Raw genomic sequence first — 19,646 nt, forward strand, 5'->3', positions numbered from 1 at the left:
GCAGTTATTATCCTGTCTAAAACAAAGCCCCGATGGAAACATCGGGGCTTTGTTTATTTAAACAATAAAATTATCCCGCAACCTTAAGTGCACACCTAGCACTAGCATAAAGCTTGTCGATTAGCTTACTAAAAGACCATTTGATAACAGAATAACTTATTGAAGATAAATTTATTGCGGGATTACCTGACATAACATTCATATGTCCTAAAATCCCTTTTATTCTAGAAGCATAGGCTTGCCTTAACTTCGCTAATCTATCCATCGTTCTTGCCAGCATATCCCACATCGTTAACGTCGATGTGAATCCCACTTGAAGAACATGCGAGAAACCAGAATCACGTAATAAAGTCAGCATTGCTGAAAACACTTTCTGCAGCCATGTTGCATTGAGACAAGCTTCCTTTCTTCGGTCATAGTTTAGCGAGGTCCTTTTATATAGGTAATCCGATGAACGTTGTTGTAAAAATCCCCAGTCTTCTTGGCTTGCTGTGTTTACATAGCCAGGATTACCTCTTGCAGGTAAAGTGTGAGTAAAAAAGTAGACTCCACTGCTCCCATCCAATCTATATTCATTACCTGCATGGACGAATGGCCAAAGGGGAATCATCGGAACTGGATCAGCACCATGAGTACATCGGTATGACCTATCCACACTTCTTAATGCATAAGACTTTAGCCCTACTCTAGGAGATCCAAAAGTATATAAGTGAACGCAATATTTATAGCGAGCTTTAATCCAATCAGCAGCAAGAGAAGCAATCGCACCACCAAGGCTATGGCCAACACAATGTACTATTTGGGGTGGTTTTGTGGTCGAAAACAATCTCACTAACTGAGGGCGAATCGTATTGAAAAGATTTACAAATCCTGCATGAACTGGCTGTCCGTTATAAGACCCTTTTAGCCCAACATTACCATCAGCAAGGATATCCCCTGCATTAGATTCAGTACCTCGAAACGATATAACTAAATGATTAGCGTATTCCCCTTTACCATAGCCGACAACAGCTAAGTCTGAAGTCATCCCACCGATACCTAAAACCCCCCCAGTAGTACCTTGAAGAACATCACTTTTTGTATCAAAAGTAAACGATCTATTTATGTAAGGCTGCACTCTTTTCCGTTATTTAGCATATACGTGATAAGGTATTTCAGCGATTCTTGACGCAAGTCTAGGCGATAATGACTTCATAACTACTCCTCATAAATACCAGTATCAACGTAACCAAAAAGCTTACATTGGCTATAAACATAGGTGTCAGCCTCATTGTTTCGACTATAAGAAAAGGCAAAGTAAGATAATTTGTCCGTGGCTTCACAAGTCAGGTTCGCCATATTATCTCTGACGAAATCATCAATTTCGTATCCATCTATGGACGATTCCCATATCGTAATCTCTTCACCGCTGTCTAAGTTGGTTTTTAAGAACACAACAACATATTTTTGGTCAAGAAAACTTGGGGATAGAATTTTAGTCTCTTGAATAGAATGAAAATTAAACTCGCCTTTTTCATTTGTTGTATCACTAAACTCTCTAATCTGACCACGAAATCCTACTTTTAATATCACCTTTTGATGTGGTATCGGTGCACCATGCATCTTCAACACTCCATGAATGTTTGGTGTATATTTAAAATTCTCTTTTCCTTTCAACTGACCACTCCCCATAAAAACAAAAAGAAGCAAAAGCATGAACAAAATACTAAGTTTCATATCAATCACGAATTACAATTTCTTCCAATATAAACTGTCGAATTAAGTCCTTCGAGAACAAGGGGAAAATTATGCGAGCGATTCACTGAGTACAGGGAATTATCAAAAATAACAATTACATATCACCATTAATTACCATTGCCTACCAGTAAGATCTAAAAAACCCTGATGACATAATCACCAGGGTTTAATGCAAATATTCAAATTCTTCTAATAGTTTCTATTTAACTATAGAACGAATCTTCTCTCTGGCTTGCTTTTCATGCTCTGGCGTAATTGCGTTACCGACAGAGTTTACAGCCAGTGTTAACACTGCCAAATCATCAGTAAATCCTACACCGGCTAATATATCTGGAACCATGTCGGTTGGCAGAACGAAGTAAGCCAATGCACCACCGAGAATCGCTTTATGGCGAGCCGAAGTGTTGGAATCCGTCATCGCAAGCCAGGATTTAATGCCCAGTACCGCAAAATCTTCGCCGACTTTCAGCACCGATTTTTTCATCTTATTCCAGAACGTTTTCTCATCTGGCACTTTTACCGTTTCATCAGATGCCGGTTTCATAAATAAGGGTGTCATCATTATTGCCTCCAATATTTATGACTATAGCGCCCATATTAGAATCATGAAACTGAACGTATGATGAATAAAGAAAACAGAAAAACCCCGAACCTAAATCCGGAGGGATGCTCTTAATTTTACTAGTGCTACCTTTTGAACAATCCGGGAAAGCGTTTACTGCTCATCTCTGCCTACAAACGCAACCACGACTTTGTCTTTATCTAGCTGACGTGAGAACACATACGCACCGTCTTGTTCAATAACTTTGTGCACTCCTGCTCCAATCGCCGGATGCGCTTTACGGAACTGCCCCACCGTCTGCCAGTGTTTTAGCAATGCCAGCTTTTCGGCACTCAGTTCCCAAACCATGTCCGAGCGCGTCCCCTGATGGAAATCATCCGCATATGGCCCAATGTTCCGGCCGATTTCGTCACCGTAATAAATCTGAACAGCTCCGGGACTTAATAGCAATGCATTCGCCGCATTACGCTGCATTGCGTAGTCTTTGAAACGTGAGAAGAACAATTCGGTATCATGAGAAGACATATAACTGACAGGATTGAAATCTTTCTCATTGGCGATGGTGTCAGCGTAGCTCATATATGTCTCGGCCATCTGACTGAAACAGGCTGCGCCTTTATCGAGTTTCTTCTGCATATCGAAGTTGATTAACGCATCGAAGCCATCGTCAAAGTATGGGCTACGATACGCAGTGTGCCCCCATACCTCACCCATCATCCAAAATGGTTGTCCTGATTTGCCATTCTCTTTTCGCCACTGCTGCAGGCTTTCAGTGGCTTCTTGTTTAAGACGTTTCCATACCTCACCTTCGACATGCTTGACGGTGTCTACACGATAACCATCAATGCCGAAGCGTTTCACCCAGTCCGTTTGCCATTCAATCAGATAATCTGAGACTGTGAAGTTATCGCGGGCCTTAACACGGGTCCCTGGATTTTCGAGTAACCACTTGGGCGGCGTTACCGCTTGATCAGACTCAGTGAGAAAGTCCGGTAAGCCAGCGAGCGACATGGTGATATCACTGCTACCCGGTACAGGATAACCAGGTAAGCCTGTTCTGACCCAATCACCGCCCCACCAGTTAATCCAGTTCGGGCTTTGATAGTCAATGTATTGATGATAGCTGTGCCAGTTCTCCCCACTCCCTGGTTTCCAGTCACTCCAGCTCTTTGGTAAGTCAGCGCCAGATTTTAGAACGTCAATGCCATCAAACTGCAGATCAGCTAAGGTGGAGTAGCCAGTGTGGTTAATAACGGCATCAAGTAGAACTTTGAGGCCGCGTTTATGTGCTTCTTCCACCAGAATTTTTAGATCGGCTTCATCACCAAAGTTTTCATCGATCTTAGTAAAATCGCGTGTCCAGTAGCCGTGATACGCATAAAACGGGAAAGAACCACTGTCACCGCCTCCGACAAAGCCATGTACCTGCTCGACTATAGGTGACAGCCAGATTGCGTCGGTACCTAAACTCTTTATGTAGTCTAGCTTCTCAATGACTCCTTTCAGATCACCGCCGTGGAAGGTGCCAATTTCTTCTTTGCCATCTTTTTTACGGCCGTAGCTTTGGTCATTGCTAATATCAGCGTTATTAAATCTGTCGACCATGACAAAATAGATATTGGCATTTCGGTAATCAAACGGAACCGCTTCTTTGGTTTTCTTAACCTGTTCGAGCAATACAATACCGCCCGAAGCTTTGTCAGATGTTATAGATACTTTTTGGTCTTTAACTTCAACTACCTGACCGGAATAGGCATCTCGTAATTTTGTACCATCAGGGAAACTGTCCCCCAGAGCAATGGACACTTCACCACCCTGGTAGACTTCACATTGGACTTGAGGAACCGGACGTTTGAACTCGTTTTTTGCGGTCTTCTTCGGTTCCCGCTTGAAAAGCAGTGTTTTAGCTTCGTCGTCATAGGCGAACGAATAATCACCGGTAAAGCGAATGTTCAGCGGTAGCTCTGTGGGTTTGCCGCAATTTAAAGAGATAGGCTTGTTAAATTTTACGTTTTGATTTTCGGGAGCGTTACAACTTCCTTCGATACCCGTAATCTTTAGTGTGTAGCCATCTTTAGTCAGTGGCACAATCAGAGCTTGCCCTGCACTGAGAGGAAAATCGCGGCTATTGGTTGTAGTCGATATGGTGATATTAGGTTCAGCAATCACATGTGCCGATACCAGCAATAGAGTCGTAGTGGCTAGATTCAGTTTCATCGTTCAGTCCATTGGCTAGTGTGATTTTAATAATTTTATTCACACTAATATTGCCTCTATAAGAAACTGAACACATCATTCTGAATGGCTACGCCCTAAACATCGGGGTTAATCACATTTTCACTCTACAGAGGCGTAGATTATTTTTCCTCTAGCTCAACGCTGCCAAGGTTACGCATTTGCTTCATTGCCCAGTTGACCCGGTTAATTGTGTAAGACGTTTGCGGATGAACCTTAATGCGATATGGATTCGGCAACACAACAGCTAACCTTGCCGACTGATGCATAGAAAGTTGCTTGGCCGGAATTCCGAAGTAGTTGTTTGCGGCAGCTTCTGCGCCATAGATACCGGGGCCAAATTCCACCACGTTGAGGTAGACTTCTAAAATGCGCTCTTTACTCCACATCGTTTCCATTAACAGCGCGAAGTAAAGCTCATAGGCTTTACGAATATAGGAATGAGATGGGAACAGAAATACATTCTTAGCCGTTTGCTGAGTAATCGTACTTGCCCCACGAGAAGGACCATCTTCATCTGCATTTTCGATAACTTCAGACAGCGACTCCAAATCGACACCATAGTGGGCAGGAAATTTCTGGTCTTCAGTCGCAATCACAGCGAGCTGTAGGTTCTCTGAAATGCGAGACAGCGGCACCCACTTATGTTGACTTTGTTCCGGATAGTTCGCTGGCGGAGAAATCATACGGCTCAGCTTCCATCCCCAAACGGGAGGATCGACAAACTTTACCACCCCGACTAACAAAACAGGGGCAAGTATCAGTATCAACACCATTTTCAACAGGAATGGCTTCAGTTTTCTCAAAATTTGCAAGTTCCCAACAACCCAGAGCTGTAATCGCTAGGGTTCAGGTTGACCGAATTTGTGAAGAACAACAAGTTTGTGAGGTAAAAACTAAGTCAAAAAAAGCCCGATTTACAATGTAAAACGGGCTTGGGGTTAGTTTAAGTTCCTATTTAACGAGCTTATAGAACACTGTCGATAGCGGTGGCAAGCGAAGTCCAAGTGACTGAGGAAGTGACTCACTTTCTAACTTTTCTGTCTCTACGTCTTTATGAACATTAAAATCACTACCATGGTACTTTTTGTCATCAGTGTTAAGCAGCAGCTGGTATTTACCTGCATTCGGAACACCCAAACGGAAGTTCTCGTGCGGTACAGGTGTGAAGTTGGTAACAACCAAAATACGCTCACCATCCTGGCTGATTCGCTCATGAGCCAAAATACTGGCATCTGCCTCATCCTGAAGACGCCACTCGAATCCCGCAGGTTCACAATCTTGGTCGTGCATAGCAGGATCATTGCGGTAAAGATGGTTCAAATCACGAATCAGAGACTGAACGCCTTGGTGACGCTCAAAATCCAGCAAGAACCATTGCAGTTGATCATCATGGTTCCATTCCGCAGTCTGACCAAACTCAGCCCCCATAAAGTTCAGCTTCTTACCCGGCTGACCGTACATATACCCGTAGTAAGCACGCAGGTTCGCGGTTTGCTGCCACTCATCACCCGGCATCTTATTATGGATAGAAGCTTTACCATACACCACTTCATCATGAGACAGAGATAACACGTAGTTTTCACTGTGCGCGTAAATAAGCGGGAACGTGATGGTATTGTGGTGGTATTTGCGGTGAACCGGATCTTCTTTAACATATGAAAGACTGTCATGCATCCAGCCCATGTTCCATTTAAAGCCAAAGCCTAGTCCGCCCATAAAGGTTGGTGCTGACACGCCAGGGAATGCCGTCGACTCTTCAGCAATTGTCATCGCATTAGGGAAGTGTTTGTAAACTTCCTCGTTCATCCACTTCAGCGTTGCGATCGCGTCATAGTTTTCGTTACCACCATCAATATTAGGAATCCACTGATCATGGCTACGTGAGTAATCCAGATAAATCATGGAAGCAACCGCATCGACACGAATGCCATCTATATGGAATTGCTCAAACCAGTAAAGCGCATTAGCGACTAGGAAGCGGCGAACATGCTCACGACCGACATCGTAGATATAAGAGTTCCAGTCTTGGTGCCACCCGCGACGAGGATCAGGATCGTGGAACAACGGTGTACCATCGAAGTTAGCCAGACCGTGATCATCTGAAGGGAAGTGGGCTGGAACCCAATCTAGAACAACACCAATACCAGCCTGGTGACAGACATCGACAAAGTACTTAAAGTCATCCGGAGAGCCGTAACGGCTAGTTGGCGCAAACATGCCTACTGGCTGGTAACCCCAAGAACCATAGAATGGGTGCTCAGAGATTGGCATCAGCTCAACATGGGTATACTCCATGTCGACTAAGTAAGGCACCAATTGATCAGCCAGCTCACGGTAATTCAGGAACTCACCCTGCTCGTTGCGTTTCCATGAACCTGCGTGAAGTTCATAGAATGACAAAGCTTCGTCGCGCTTTTGCGTTACCGGGCGATTTTGCCACTGTTGATCCTGCCATTGGTAACGGCTGTGATCATAGGTAATGGAAGCGAATGATGGGTACTGTTCTGAGTAGAAACCCCAAGGATCTTGCTTGTGTGGGAGCCCTTCCCCATTCGGACCTTTGAGTTCAAATTTATACTGTACGCCTTCTTCTAACCCAGGGACAAACAAACCCCAGATTCCGTAGTCAAGACGTTGCATCGGGTGGCGACGACCATCCCATTGGTTAAAACCACCAATGAGGCTTACCGCAGAGGCGTGAGGAGCGTACACGAGGAAACGGACACCAGAGATATTTTCTCCGCCGCGTTCGAGTGTGACAAACTGAGCTCCCATGTAGTGATACATGTCGACAGGAGTGTGAAGATGTTCGTATTCTTGATAGATATTGTGGTACTGGTATGGGTCATCAATAATCTGCTCAACCTCATCCCAACTTACTGCTAATTGGTAATGCGTAAGGTGTAAATCGCGCTTTTCTTTTAGGATAAAACCACTCTCACCTTCACGCTCTAGCGCGATGCGAGGTTCTCCTTCAATAAGCAACTCTACCTTGTCTGTACCGGGCATCCAGACTCTCAGAGAGCCCTCACCATCTTCTATAAACGGTCCGAGTGTTGAGAACGGATCTGCATAAGAGGCTTGCTCCAGCAGTTCATAAGCGCGTTCGTACTTTTTCTTTGTTCTCTTTATCTTGTTTGTTTTGGTGTTTTTCAATTCTTCCCCCTAGAGCCAATATTCACCGTAAGCAGATAAATTTTAAGCAAATATTGGATTGCCAGCCAACATCTAAATCCAAATGACTTCAAAAACAAAAATGCCCGCTATTATCGCGGGCATAATAATAGAACTCCATCCTAACGGATTGTTCTTAAAGAATGAGTGACCTGGTTGGAAGTTTCTTACCTGAAAGATAACAAATTTGAAATCGTCCCATTTAGACAAATCACTCAATACATCTTTCTTATTTACTTGCCTTAGCACGTACTTCCGTCAGACGTTTTGCAATTCGGTTTACATCTTCTCGGCTGAACACTTCATCGAGGTTCATTGACAGCTTACGACGCCAGTTTGGATACTCATCAACTGTACCTGGAATGTTGACCGGTTGATCCATTTCCAGCCAGTCTTCAAGCTGAACGCTAAGCAGTGCAGAGTCACCCGCAGCTACATGCAGTTGAAGCGCTTCGCTCAGGAATGAATCCATTGGCACGTACTGTGCGTCATGGCCGATGCCTTCTGGCAGGTAACCATGCCAGCGAACACTATCCAGAATACCTTGCTTGCATTTCAAACGATCCGCAAACAGACCTTCTAGTTGCTGTTCATCTGGGTACAGACCAATCTCACGCCCCATTTTCAAGTCATCACAGTGCCAGAAACCGCGTAGTGTCGGCATATCGTGAGTACAAAGCGCGGCCATAGACTGCTCAGCGTAGTGCTTCGGAGAAATGAAACCACCGTCTTCTTTTGATGTTTCGAAGAAGAATACTTTGTAAGAGTGCACGCCTGCATCGCGAAGGATATCCACGATTTCATCTGGCACAGTACCCAAGTCTTCACCGATAACAGAACACTGATGACGATGTGACTCAAGTGCTAGAATTGCCAGCATATCTTCTACCGGGTAGTACAGGTAAGCACCTTCAGTCGCTTTTTCACCTTTTGGAATCCACCACAGACGCAATAAGCCAAGTACATGGTCAATACGCAACGCACCACAGTGCTTCATGTTTGCACGCAGTAGCTTGATGTAAGCATCGTAACCTGTTGCTTCCAGTACTTGTGGGTTTAGCGGTGGTAAACCCCAGTTTTGACCCAGAGGACCTAAAACATCTGGTGGCGCACCAATACTTGCGTCCAGAACCAGGTTACCTTCGTCAGCCCAAGTTTCGCTGCCAGAGTCCGCAACGCCTACTGCAAGGTCACGGTACAGACCAACAGACATGCCTTTTTCTTCAGCAAGTACTTGCGCTTCTTTGATTTGGTCATCAGCGATCCACTGCAGGTACATGTACAGGTAAACGCGTTTTTTGTTGTCTTTGATGTACTTCTGAGTTCCAGCAGACTCAAACGTGCGGTATTTCTCAGGGAATACAGGCCAGCCCCACATGCTTGAATCTTCAGCGTGCAGGTCAGCGTGAATAGCATCAAATGCCGCTTGGTGTAACAAGCTATCGCCGCCCTTCTCAACAAACTCTAAGAAGGCACGTGCACGATCGGTATTCTTGTCAAGATGACGCGCTTTGAACTCGCTGAACAGAAGCGGTAGTACACTCATCTTAAGCGCAGACACTTCTGTGTAGTTCACCCAGTGTGAGTCGCGAGCTTTTTGCAGACGCTGCTGGAATTCAGCACAACCAACTTGTTGTTGCGCTTCAGCGCTTAATGCAAATTCTGGTACTGAAACCACATCAATGTACATGATGTTCAGCCAGCGGCGAGAAGACGGGCTGTACGGGCTTGCGCCTTCTGGGTTAGCCGGGAACAGCGAGTGAATCGGGTTCAAACCAATGAAGTCACCACCACGCGATGCGATATCACTAACCAGTTGCTTAAGATCGCCGAAATCACCGATACCCCAGTTATGCTGAGTACGCAGTGTGTAAAGCTGGATGCTCGGACCCCAAAGCTTTTTGTGTTGGTTTAGCGAATCTTGTTTGTAACAAGCTTTCGGTGTGATGATCAGTGACATTTCGTAAGGTGTTTTACGACGCTTACGCTCGATGATCAGTTTGTGGTAACCCCATGCCAGATTCTTTGGCAATGCAAACACTAGAGGGCCACCCTCAGCACGTTCATCACGAACAATTTGAGACTGAAGATAGCCTTCAAGTACCTCTCCTTGCTCTGTTTCTAAACGCCAGCTGAATTCACTCTCACGAGCACTCGTACCTAGGTTTAGTTCTACTTCGACAGGGTCGCCGTCGCGCAGAACAAGAACAGGGGCTAGTACGTCTTTCTTATGTTTTCTTTCAGCAGAAGCTAAAAGGTTTTCGTCGCTGCTTGTATCGTAGCCAAGTGAAGCGAGTAAGCGGGTCAGAGTCTCATCAGAAACTTTTGCCTCATCTCCCCAGGCGCTCACGTAGCTGTCAGCCAATCTCGCCATTGCCGCGACTTTCTTTAATGCTGTTTGTTCTTTCATCGCTTTCTCCGAAGGTAATGCAAACACCTTCCATGTAGGGTTTTATTTATTATAAAAACTTAGAGTTATCAAAAACTAATAGTTATAAATTGCCCAAGGTAGCGCTTGGCTACCTTGGGTATTTAACTTATTTATTAACGGTGAACCGGTTCTAGTTTCCAGATGTTATTCACATAGTCGCGGATTGAGCGGTCTGATGTGAACTTGCCAACAAGGGCAGTATTAAGGATGGCTTTCTTAGCCCAACCAGCCTGGTCTTTGTATTGCTGGCCCATATCTTCATGCGCTTTCACATAAGATGCGAAATCTGCAAGACATAGGTATGGGTCACCGCCATCTAGTAGGCTATCGAATGTTGCACGCAGCAGGCCTGGTTGACCCGGAGTGAACTCTTCGCCTGTCAGAAGATCCATAGATGCTTTCAGCAGGTGATCCGCATTGTAGTAGTTGTAAGGGTTGTAGCCAGCAGCTTTAGTTGCTTTCACACCCTCAACATCCAGACCGAAGATGTAGATGTTCTCGTCACCCACTTCTTCACGGATCTCTACGTTCGCACCATCCATCGTACCGATAGTCAGGGCACCGTTAAGCGCCATCTTCATGTTACCAGTACCTGAAGCTTCTTTACCCGCTAGAGAAATCTGTTGTGATACATCCGCCGCAGGGATGATGATTTCAGCCATGCTCACACGGTAGTCAGGGATGAATACCACTTTCAGCTTGTTACCGATGCGAGGATCGTTATTGATCTTCTCTGCAATCTTGTTAACCGCGAAGATGATTTCTTTCGCCAGGTGGTAACCAGGAGCGGCTTTCGCTGCGAAGATACATACACGTGGTGTGCACTCGAAGCCAGGCTCGTTAAGGATACGGTGGTACAGAGACAAGATGTGTAGCAGGTCTAAGTGCTGACGCTTGTACTCGTGCAGACGCTTGATTTGAACATCAAAGATTGCATTTGTATCTAGCTCGATACCCATGTGCTCTTTCACCCAGTTAGCCAGGCGCTCTTTGTTCTCTTTCTTAACTGCCATGAATTCTTTTTGGAATTTCTCGTCAGTTGCAAACTTCGCGATACCTGAAAGTTGCTCAAGCTTCGCTGGCCATTCGTTGCCAATCTTATCTGTGATTAGCTGAGACAGGCCTGGGTTACAGAACTTCAACCAACGACGAGGAGTAATACCGTTCGTTACGTTGTGTAGACGAGTTGGGTACATTTCGTGGAACTCAGGGAATAGGTCTTTCTTAACCAATTCAGAGTGAAGTGCTGCCACGCCGTTTACTGCGTAAGAACCGATTACACATAGGTTAGCCATGCGCACCATGCGGTGGAAACCTTCTTCGATGATAGAAAGCTTAGCTTGCTTCTCACCGTCACCAGGCCACATTGCACGAACTTCTTGCAGGAAGCGGTGGTTGATTTCAAAGATAATTTCCATGTGACGTGGAAGTAGGTGCTGCATTAGCGCCTCTGGCCATGTCTCTAGTGCTTCTGGAAGTAGCGTATGGTTAGTGTACGCAAATGTGTGCGAACTGATTTCCCAAGCCGCTTCCCAAGTCAGACCCTTCTCATCCATAAGGATGCGCATTAGCTCAGGAATCGCAATTGTTGGGTGCGTATCGTTAAGCTGAATCGTCTCTTGCTTAGGTAGGTCTGCTAGTGTGTAACCCGCCGCTTCGTGACGACGTAGAATATCACGTACTGATGCAGCAGAGTGGAAGTACTGTTGCATTAGACGAAGTGTTTTACCTTTCTCGTGGTTGTCGTTCGGGTAAAGCACTTTAGTGATGTTACCTGCGTCGATCAGTGCGTGCTGAGCTTCGAAGTAATCACCATTATTAAAGCTTTCTAGTGAGAATGGTGCAATTGCCTGACATTCCCAAAGACGTAGCGGGTAAACCGTGTCTGATTCGTAACCTACGATTGGTAGATCCCAAGGCATCGCTTTTACTGTCATGCCAGGAACCCATTTACGAACTTCTTTACCGTTCTCATTCACTACTTCAACGTGACCGTAGAAGCCGATTTCCTGAGCAAGTTCTGGACGAGCCACTTCCCACGGGTAACCTTCAACGCCACACCATGCATCTGGTGCTTCTTGCTGACGGCCATCCTTGAATGATTGCTTAAATAGACCGTACTCGTAGTGTAGGCCATAACCCACTGTTGGGTATTCTTGTGCTGCACATGAATCCATGAAACATGCTGCCAGACGACCTAGACCACCGTTACCTAGTGACGGGTCGCGTTCTTCTTCAAGAAGGTCAGTCAGGCTGTGACCAAGTTCGGCCATTGCTTCTGTTACTTGCTCGTACAGACCCATGCTGATTAGGTTGTTACCAGTCAGACGACCGATCAAGAATTCTAACGACAGGTAGTTAACGCTCTTCGCGCCTTTGATTTTTGGATCTTCTTCAGTAGCAAGCAAATCAAAAGTAGTTAGCTCTGCCAATGCGCGACCCATTGCAAGGTACCATGCGCGGCTATCTGCGTTTTCTACTGTGTGTGCGTAAGTTACTGAAAGGTGTTTCTTTACGCTGTCTTGGAACGACTTTTTGTCAAAATTTTTCTGTTGTGTAGGTTTCATTAAGAAATTCTCACGTCTTTTAGTAATTCATCTGCCATACATCGTGCATTTAGCAGTGTGAATAAACATCCTCCCAATTCTCCTCCTTCGAAGGAGGAGGAATGGGGGAGTAGAGGGGGTTACCGCGAACGGTTAGTGATCTAAATCTCAACAAAGCTGAAACTGCGTCAGTTGATAGTGATTTAGATCACGTGCAATTGTGAGAATAGTCTGAGATTTACGCATGACACTTTTTAGAGCACGAAATAGTTAGGTTGTAAAATTTGTCTTAGCGATCACAATAACCCGATTGAGAAAGATGAAACTCTTCCAAATATCGTGCAGACAAATTACTTGGCAATGACTTCAGAGTGCATTTTCGTGATAAAAATCACAAAACAAGGGCGTAGTTAGTATCATTTCTCAATTCCACAAGGAATTAGGAAGTGGATCAAAGTAAGCTACATTTCTGATGTCGTACCATCCCAAACGTTTTGCAAAACTTATAATCTTTATCCATTTATCGCTAGCTTTTATACCTAAGTAACTTTGAAGTCCGTTCTGTATACGCCATTACAGCGCTTACACGCTCTATGAGCCAGAGCCGACTAACTGACATGGACCGCTGAAAACAAGTTCAGCTGTATCGTTCAGTAAGAATGATTCCGTCGTTATTTAGATTGGTATAAGGACCTTGAAGTCATTTAGGTATACATAAATTAAGGACATAATTACTAATGTGGATTCCATCTAAGCTCACTCGACCTGGTCGGTTACACAACGCTATTGTGCGTCCAAGAGTGCTGGACTTACTGCAACAAGCGCCTTATTACAAGTTGGTTTTGTTTCGCTCTCCTGCCGGATACGGTAAAACGACGATGGCAGCACAGTGGCTGTCAGATAAGCCTAATGTTGGCTGGTACAGCATTGATGATAGTGACAATGATGGCTTTCGTTTCGTCAATTACCTGTTACAGGCACTGAACAAAGCAACCAATTTCAGTTGCGCTAATGCTCAAAAGTTGGCAGAAAAGCGTCAGATTTCCTCTTTGCGCTCTTTATATAGTGAGCTTTTCGCGGAAATGGCTGACTTTCACCAGGAATGTTACATCGTTCTTGATGACTACCACCTGATCACTAATGATGAAATTCATGAATCCATGCGCTTTTTCTTAAAGCACATGCCAGATAACCTGACCGTCGTTGTTACCAGTCGTGCTATGCCACCACTCGGAACGGCGAATCTTCGTGTGCGCGATTTGATGATTGAAATCGGTAACGAAATGCTGGCGTTCGATACGGAAGAAACCACCCGTTTCTTTAACCAGCGTATCGCTGATGGTATTGATGAAGACATGGCAAACAGCCTGAGAACGTATGTTGAAGGCTGGCCTTCTGCACTGCAACTTATCGCATTGCAGGCACAGCATCAAAAACGTAGCCTGGCGCAAACTGTTGAGTCAGTTTCCCAGTTCAACCACGCGCATTTATGGGATTACCTGGTAGAAGAAGTCTTTGATCTTCTCGATCACGAAACTCGTCACTTCCTGATGCAAGTCTCAGTATTAGATCATTTCAACGATGAGTTAGTATTTGCTTTGACTCAGCGCGAAGATGCACTTGGTATGATTGAATCGTTGAACCGCTACGGCTTGTTTATCTACCCTCTTGAGGGCGAACATAACTGGTTCCGGTTCCACAATTTATTCGGAGAGTTTTTATCTCACGAACGTCAAGCCCGGATTCCTCAGCAAGAAAAAGATCTGCACCGTAATGCCGCTCTGGCCTGGTTAAAACAAAAATCGCCGCACCAGGCGATTCACCATGCACAAAAATCAAACGATAAAGATCTGGTTGTCGAAATTCTAAATGAGTTTGGCTGGAAAATGTTTAACCAAGGCGAGTTAAGCACGCTGGAAAACGCGATTCATCAGCTTGATGCAGAACTGCTGTTCAGCCATCCGAAGCTGACCATGCTTCGTGCATGGCTGGCGCAGAGTCAGCACCGTTACAATCAGGTAGGTCAGCTACTTGAAGAAGCGGAAGCCGAACATAATAAGCGCAATATTGAGCTGGATGTCGGCTATCAAGGCCAAGCCAATGCGTTACTTGCTCAGGTTGCAATGAACAGCAACCAACCAGAAAAAGCACTTGAGTTAGCAGAACTTGCGCTCAGCAAACTAGACCATACGAACTATCGCAGCCAAATCGTCGCAACGTCCGTTGTCGGTGAAGTAAACCACGTACTGGGCAAGCTTGATCGCGCACTACCGATGATGCAGCAAACTGAGAAGTTGGCTCGTCAGTACCAAGTTTACCACCAGGCGTTATGGGCAATTTTGCAGCAAAGTGAAATATTAATTGCTCAGGGCTACGTCCAGGCCGCTTTTGAAGTGCAAGATTCGGGTTTCCGCTTAATTGAAGAACATCAGCTACAGCATGTTCCTCTTCACGAGTTCTTGCTGCGTATTCGCGCTCAGGTACTCTGGTGCTGGAACCGTCTGGATGAAGCAGAAGAGTGCGCTCACAAAGGGCTACAGATCCTTGAGAGCCATTCTCCAAGTAAGCACTTACACAGCTATTCAATGCTTGCCCGTATCGCCGTAGGACGCGGAGAGCTCGATAAAGCCGGGAAATTTATCGAGCACATTCAGCACCTGATGAAACAGTCTACTTATCATGTCGACTGGACCGCTAATGCATCCCTGTCGCTGATCCTTTTCTGGCAAGCCCGGGGAAATACAGAAGCAATACAAGAATGGTTAAACAGTGCGGTTCGACCAGAGTCAGCATGCAACCACTTCTGTCAGTTACAATGGCGTAACATCGTTCGTGCACATATTAATCTGGGCCAGTATGAAGAAGCTCGCCAGGCGTTGAACTTCCTACAAAGTGAAGCAAGCCAGAGCCACTTAGTGACTGATACCAACCGTAACTTAGTGGTAGAAGCCGTTTTATCTGCTCGTCAGAAAGATGAAGAAAAAGCCAAATCTCTGCTAAAAGAAGCGTTAGTAATGACTAACCAGACGGGTATGGTTGGCAACTTCCTGATTGATGGTGCAACAATCGGCGGGCTGTTAGAGAAACTCAGCCTGCGTCATGAGTTAGGCGATCTAGAACGTCACCGTGCACAGCAACTGATGAAAGACATCTCATCTAATCAGCGCAGCCGTTCGATTCACTTTGATGAAGAGTTCATTGAAAAGCTGGTGAACCACCCTAATGTGCCAGAGCTAGTCCGTACCAGCCCGTTAACTCAACGTGAATGGCAAGTACTCGGTTTGATTTACTCCGGATTTAGTAACGAGCAAATCGCCCAAGAACTTGATGTAGCAGGTACGACGATCAAGACTCATATTCGCAACCTATACCAGAAGCTGAATATTGCTAACCGTAAGGAAGCGATTGTCACCGCAGAAAACCTATTGCAACTAATGGGTTACTAGGGTCTGTTGACTTCTCGTGGTTAAATTTAGTGAATCAAGGGTTGGCTTGTAAAGTCGGCCCTTTTTTATACCAATCACAGTAAATAAGTGATCAGAAATAGCGTAGAAAAAATGCTTGATAACAAGGCAAAAATTTTTGGTAAGTAGTTATTCTACAATCAAAATTTTTAACGACGTTAACGAGTATTTTAGCAAGCTAGAATGACCCGTTATTTACTACGATTGGTATTATTGGCTGAATTTACGAAACAGTAGTGTGTAAACGAGGGAGAGGTTTAGACAAAAAAATAGCCAACCGCAATGACCGCGATTGGCTTATATATATCGTGAACAATCTATATTCACTAACAACGTCAGTTGGCTAGGTGACCCTCGGCTTAAGAAGGGTCGCCGACAATTATGCATATATCATGCCAATAATAAAAGGTTTATTTGCGTGCTAACGATCACATTTACAAATTCTCACTGGTAAGACTTGTAGCAAAATACGAAACGTGATTGCATTTTGCAAATGCAAATTGAGAATGAGCAAAAACAATCAAATAAATGACAGTTGTATCAAAGCCTGATTAACAGGCTCAATGTTCACAAAACAATCAACTGGCCGGACTTATACCTACTATTTCATACTTTTTTGCTGGCAACGTTTGTATACTCTTTCCCATTCAAACGACTTAATCCTTAACCGGAGAAAAATGAACTATCTAATCACCTTCTTCAAAGGAATCGCTATGGGAGCTGCTGATGTGGTTCCCGGTGTGTCTGGCGGTACCATTGCCTTTATTACCGGTATCTACGATACGCTGTTAGAGAGCATTCGTCGGATCAATCCCTATCTTCTAACCATCTGGAAAAGAGAAGGATTCAAAGCTGCATTTAATCATATTAATGGCTTTTTCTTGCTTGCTTTGTTCTCGGGAATTTTCGTCAGTATCGGAACGCTTGCAAAACTGATCACCTGGCTACTAAGCACACACCCGATTCCGATTTGGTCGTTCTTCTTCGGCCTGATTCTGGTTTCGGTCTACCATATTATCCGACAGGTCGAGCAACGCGATGCCATTCGCTTTATTACCCTGCTCGCAGGCGTGGCATTCGCTTACTGCATTACCGTCCTTAAGCCTTTGCATATGGAACCGACTATGCTGAACACGCTTATTGCGGGCTCTATCGCGATTTGCGCCATGATCCTGCCGGGTATTTCAGGCAGTTTTATTTTGTTATTGATTGGCATGTATACACCTGTGTTAGCTGCAGTTAAGGGATTCCAGATCGATATCCTGGCGTTATTTTTGTGTGGTTGTGTCATCGGCCTACTGACCTTCTCGCATTTGTTATCCTGGCTGCTGCGCAAGTTCCGAGACGCGACTCTCATGTTCCTGACTGGCTTGATGATCGGCACACTGCCTAAAATATGGCCCTGGAAAGAAACCTTAACTTGGCGTACCAATTCAAAGGGTGAACAGGTACCACTGCTACAGCACAACTTGTCACCGTTTGAATATGAACACATTACTTCTCAACCATCACAACTCGTAGTCGCCGTAGTAATGATGTTTGCGGCAATCGCTCTTGTACTGAGCCTTGAAAAGTTCGCAGATTCGAGTAAATAAACTCTACTAATCAAATACAAGCGGAGCCAGCGGCTCCGTTTTTTTTCAAAATAATAAGGCAGACACAAATTCTTGAACTTATTTCGTGGTGCGCTATTCAGATGTGCTACGATGCAGGTCTTGTTAAGTGATAAATGCTGAGCTTTAATGAAACTGTTAAAAATAACAGGCCTCGCTGTGGCACTGGTCGCAGGGTTTTATGCCCCTACTCTAATCAAAAGCTTGTCGGCCCCTTCAGAAATTAAACCGCTTGATGAATACTGCTTTCTTTCGACAACAACCTGCATTCAGCAAGAAGTCTCTATGACACTCAATGTTGATAGCGCGCAACCGCTGGTTCCGGCGCAGTTCACCGTCGAATGGCAGGATACGCAAGCAGAGCAACTTGTTCTGAGCCTTGCAGGTCGCGAAATGGAAATGGGTGAACCTAAGTTCCTTCTGAAAAAAGTGTCGCCGGGACAATACACGGGCGAAGTGATCTTGCCTGTCTGTACGCAAGAGTCTATGACTTGGGTCGGAGAGCTAACCGACGGACAAAATACCATTTATCCAGCCATTAAAATGCAAAGATAAGGATTCAATATGAGCCGAAACTGGTCCCTGTTTCTCGTAGTCGCGTTCGTGCTCGGGTTTGGTGCTAAGAGCTATTTAGATAGCCAGGAAAACCTCCCAGCTGAACAAACTGAACCGACAAAATCAGAACAATCTGTGTTATTTGGTGAGGGCAACCAAGCCGTTAATATCTTCGATGAAAATGATCCACGTATCCGTATTGTGTACTTTGGATTTACCCGTTGTCCGGATGTTTGTCCGACGTCCCTCGCCATGCTGGCAGGAGCGCTGAATCAAATCGATGACGAACAAAAAGCTCAGCTACGTCCAATGTTTATCTCTCTCGACCCGGAACGTGATGAGGCAGATGCTTCAGCAACATACGCGCATTACTTCCACCCAATGATTGAAGGCCTGTCAGCGCCATTAGAGACAACTACCCCTCTGGCGCACAGCTATGGCGTGATTTTCCGCAAAACAGAACTGGAAGGCTCAGAGCTGAAATACACCTTAGATCACAGCTCTTATTTTTACTTCTTAAAACCTGATGGAACTTTGATTACTAAAGTCCCTCACACGCTGTCCCCAGCACCGATCGTAGAGGCAATTACCCAACTCACCGAGAAGTAAAGTTCAAACAAAGACCAACTACGTAATCAAAATGCGATTCTGTGTTTTACCCCTCACATAGTGGGGTTTAATTAGGTTATAAAATAATTTCCATTTAATAGAGATAGAAAAGGCATGTTCGAAGGCTTAAAACGCATTTTAAAATCCCTGACTCAGGTGAATCCAAATATGGATCAGGATGTTGACACTATCCTAGCGGCAATAGGCGGCATTGAGAACGTTCTCGAAACCGGCGCTTGCGCGACAAGGCTGAGGCTGACACTCAACTCTACTGCAATCGTTGATCAAAAAGCACTGAAAGAACACGGAGCTCACGGTGTAGTAGTGTTAGATGAGCGTCACATCCAAATTATTTATGGACTAAAAGCGAACACATACTCGCAATTAATGGAAGAACGGATGAGCAGCCGCAGCTAGCTATAAAGAGATTCGTGAGCAGGAATTTTTCTGTTGTAATCGCACGGAAGTGACTATACTCTCCGAGTCTTATTCAACCAGTACTACCAACAAACTAAAGAGGACAAAAAATGATTGTAATGCAAAATACTAGCTGGGCATCGCAAGGGTAACCGTCCAAAATCTATCTTTATGGCATAGCCACAACCTTCCCTTCATTGCCCGGTTTTCACCGGGGTCAGATCTTTCCGAATTAGACCCTAATGCAAATTGTATTAAGGCGCACTGTATTTACGTACATAGTAATTAGGTACATTGTTG

13 protein-coding genes are annotated in these 19,646 nt (G+C 44.9%); 5 read left to right on the forward strand and 8 right to left on the reverse strand.

Annotated elements, in window-relative coordinates; genetic code table 11:
- Positions 1–70: 70 nt before the first annotated feature.
- The 8 genes from KHN79_RS20945 to KHN79_RS20980 form a co-directional block, all read right to left on the reverse strand.
- Positions 71–1,117 carry a lipase family protein gene (locus KHN79_RS20945; RefSeq protein ID WP_244812726.1) on the reverse strand — a complete coding sequence of 349 codons (1,047 nt, stop codon included), beginning with the start codon at positions 1,115–1,117 and terminating at the stop codon, positions 71–73.
- Between the two features lie 80 nt (positions 1,118–1,197).
- The gene (locus tag KHN79_RS20950) at positions 1,198–1,716 is read right to left on the reverse strand and encodes a DUF6795 domain-containing protein (protein ID WP_182010772.1); all 519 of its coding nucleotides are present in this window, start codon (positions 1,714–1,716) and stop codon (positions 1,198–1,200) included.
- Between the two features lie 220 nt (positions 1,717–1,936).
- Positions 1,937–2,299 (reverse strand): YkvA family protein, encoded by a 363-nt coding sequence (locus KHN79_RS20955; protein WP_182010771.1) that lies wholly within the window; start codon positions 2,297–2,299, stop codon positions 1,937–1,939.
- A gap of 153 nt (positions 2,300–2,452) precedes the next feature.
- Entirely contained in the window at positions 2,453–4,516 is a 2,064-nt protein-coding gene (locus KHN79_RS20960) for an alpha-amylase (RefSeq protein WP_182010770.1), read from the reverse strand.
- Positions 4,517–4,656: 140 nt separating this feature from the next.
- Positions 4,657–5,343, reverse strand: coding sequence for a monofunctional biosynthetic peptidoglycan transglycosylase (gene mtgA, locus KHN79_RS20965; RefSeq protein ID WP_182010895.1), 687 nt, complete (start codon positions 5,341–5,343; stop codon positions 4,657–4,659).
- Between the two features lie 145 nt (positions 5,344–5,488).
- Positions 5,489–7,693, reverse strand: coding sequence for a 1,4-alpha-glucan branching protein GlgB (glgB, locus tag KHN79_RS20970; protein WP_182010769.1), 2,205 nt, complete (start codon positions 7,691–7,693; stop codon positions 5,489–5,491).
- Positions 7,694–7,940: 247 nt separating this feature from the next.
- Positions 7,941–10,121 carry a 4-alpha-glucanotransferase gene (malQ, locus tag KHN79_RS20975; RefSeq protein WP_182010768.1) on the reverse strand — a complete coding sequence of 727 codons (2,181 nt, stop codon included), beginning with the start codon at positions 10,119–10,121 and terminating at the stop codon, positions 7,941–7,943.
- Positions 10,122–10,255: 134 nt separating this feature from the next.
- Entirely contained in the window at positions 10,256–12,709 is a 2,454-nt protein-coding gene (locus tag KHN79_RS20980; RefSeq protein WP_182010767.1) for a glycogen/starch/alpha-glucan phosphorylase, read from the reverse strand.
- Between the two features lie 716 nt (positions 12,710–13,425).
- On the opposite strand from KHN79_RS20980, the gene malT reads away from it, so the two are divergent.
- The 5 genes from malT (at position 13,426) to KHN79_RS21005 (ending at position 19,346) form a co-directional block, all read left to right on the forward strand.
- Positions 13,426–16,134 carry an HTH-type transcriptional regulator MalT gene (gene malT / locus KHN79_RS20985; protein WP_182010766.1) on the forward strand — a complete coding sequence of 903 codons (2,709 nt, stop codon included), beginning with the start codon at positions 13,426–13,428 and terminating at the stop codon, positions 16,132–16,134.
- Between the two features lie 695 nt (positions 16,135–16,829).
- Positions 16,830–17,747 (forward strand): DUF368 domain-containing protein, encoded by a 918-nt coding sequence (locus tag KHN79_RS20990; RefSeq protein ID WP_182011183.1) that lies wholly within the window; start codon positions 16,830–16,832, stop codon positions 17,745–17,747.
- Between the two features lie 147 nt (positions 17,748–17,894).
- The gene (locus tag KHN79_RS20995; RefSeq protein ID WP_182011182.1) at positions 17,895–18,320 is read left to right on the forward strand and encodes a hypothetical protein; all 426 of its coding nucleotides are present in this window, start codon (positions 17,895–17,897) and stop codon (positions 18,318–18,320) included.
- 9 nt (positions 18,321–18,329) lie between these two features.
- Complete coding sequence (locus KHN79_RS21000; protein WP_182011181.1) at positions 18,330–18,929, forward strand: SCO family protein; 600 nt, start codon at positions 18,330–18,332, stop codon at positions 18,927–18,929.
- A gap of 114 nt (positions 18,930–19,043) precedes the next feature.
- Positions 19,044–19,346, forward strand: coding sequence for a PTS glucose/sucrose transporter subunit IIB (locus KHN79_RS21005; RefSeq protein WP_182011180.1), 303 nt, complete (start codon positions 19,044–19,046; stop codon positions 19,344–19,346).
- The last annotated feature ends 300 nt before the right edge of the window (positions 19,347–19,646 follow it).

Origin of the sequence: Vibrio sp. B1FLJ16 (assembly GCF_905175385.1) — a bacterium.
GTDB lineage: Bacteria > Pseudomonadota > Gammaproteobacteria > Enterobacterales > Vibrionaceae > Vibrio.

What these genes read in the sequence shown, in the direction of transcription:
- KHN79_RS21005 (WP_182011180.1), top strand. Translation starts at nt 19,044, where the DNA reads ATGTTCGAAGGCTTAAAACGCATTTTAAAATCCCTGACTCAGGTGAAT.
- malT (WP_182010766.1), top strand. Translation starts at nt 13,426, where the DNA reads ATGTGGATTCCATCTAAGCTCACTCGACCTGGTCGGTTACACAACGCT.
- KHN79_RS21000 (WP_182011181.1), top strand. Translation starts at nt 18,330, where the DNA reads ATGAGCCGAAACTGGTCCCTGTTTCTCGTAGTCGCGTTCGTGCTCGGG.
- KHN79_RS20950 (WP_182010772.1), bottom strand. Translation starts at nt 1,716, where the DNA reads ATGAAACTTAGTATTTTGTTCATGCTTTTGCTTCTTTTTGTTTTTATG.
- KHN79_RS20995 (WP_182011182.1), top strand. Translation starts at nt 17,895, where the DNA reads ATGAAACTGTTAAAAATAACAGGCCTCGCTGTGGCACTGGTCGCAGGG.
- KHN79_RS20990 (WP_182011183.1), top strand. Translation starts at nt 16,830, where the DNA reads ATGAACTATCTAATCACCTTCTTCAAAGGAATCGCTATGGGAGCTGCT.
- KHN79_RS20980 (WP_182010767.1), bottom strand. Translation starts at nt 12,709, where the DNA reads ATGAAACCTACACAACAGAAAAATTTTGACAAAAAGTCGTTCCAAGAC.
- KHN79_RS20960 (WP_182010770.1), bottom strand. Translation starts at nt 4,516, where the DNA reads ATGAAACTGAATCTAGCCACTACGACTCTATTGCTGGTATCGGCACAT.
- KHN79_RS20955 (WP_182010771.1), bottom strand. Translation starts at nt 2,299, where the DNA reads ATGATGACACCCTTATTTATGAAACCGGCATCTGATGAAACGGTAAAA.
- malQ (WP_182010768.1), bottom strand. Translation starts at nt 10,121, where the DNA reads ATGAAAGAACAAACAGCATTAAAGAAAGTCGCGGCAATGGCGAGATTG.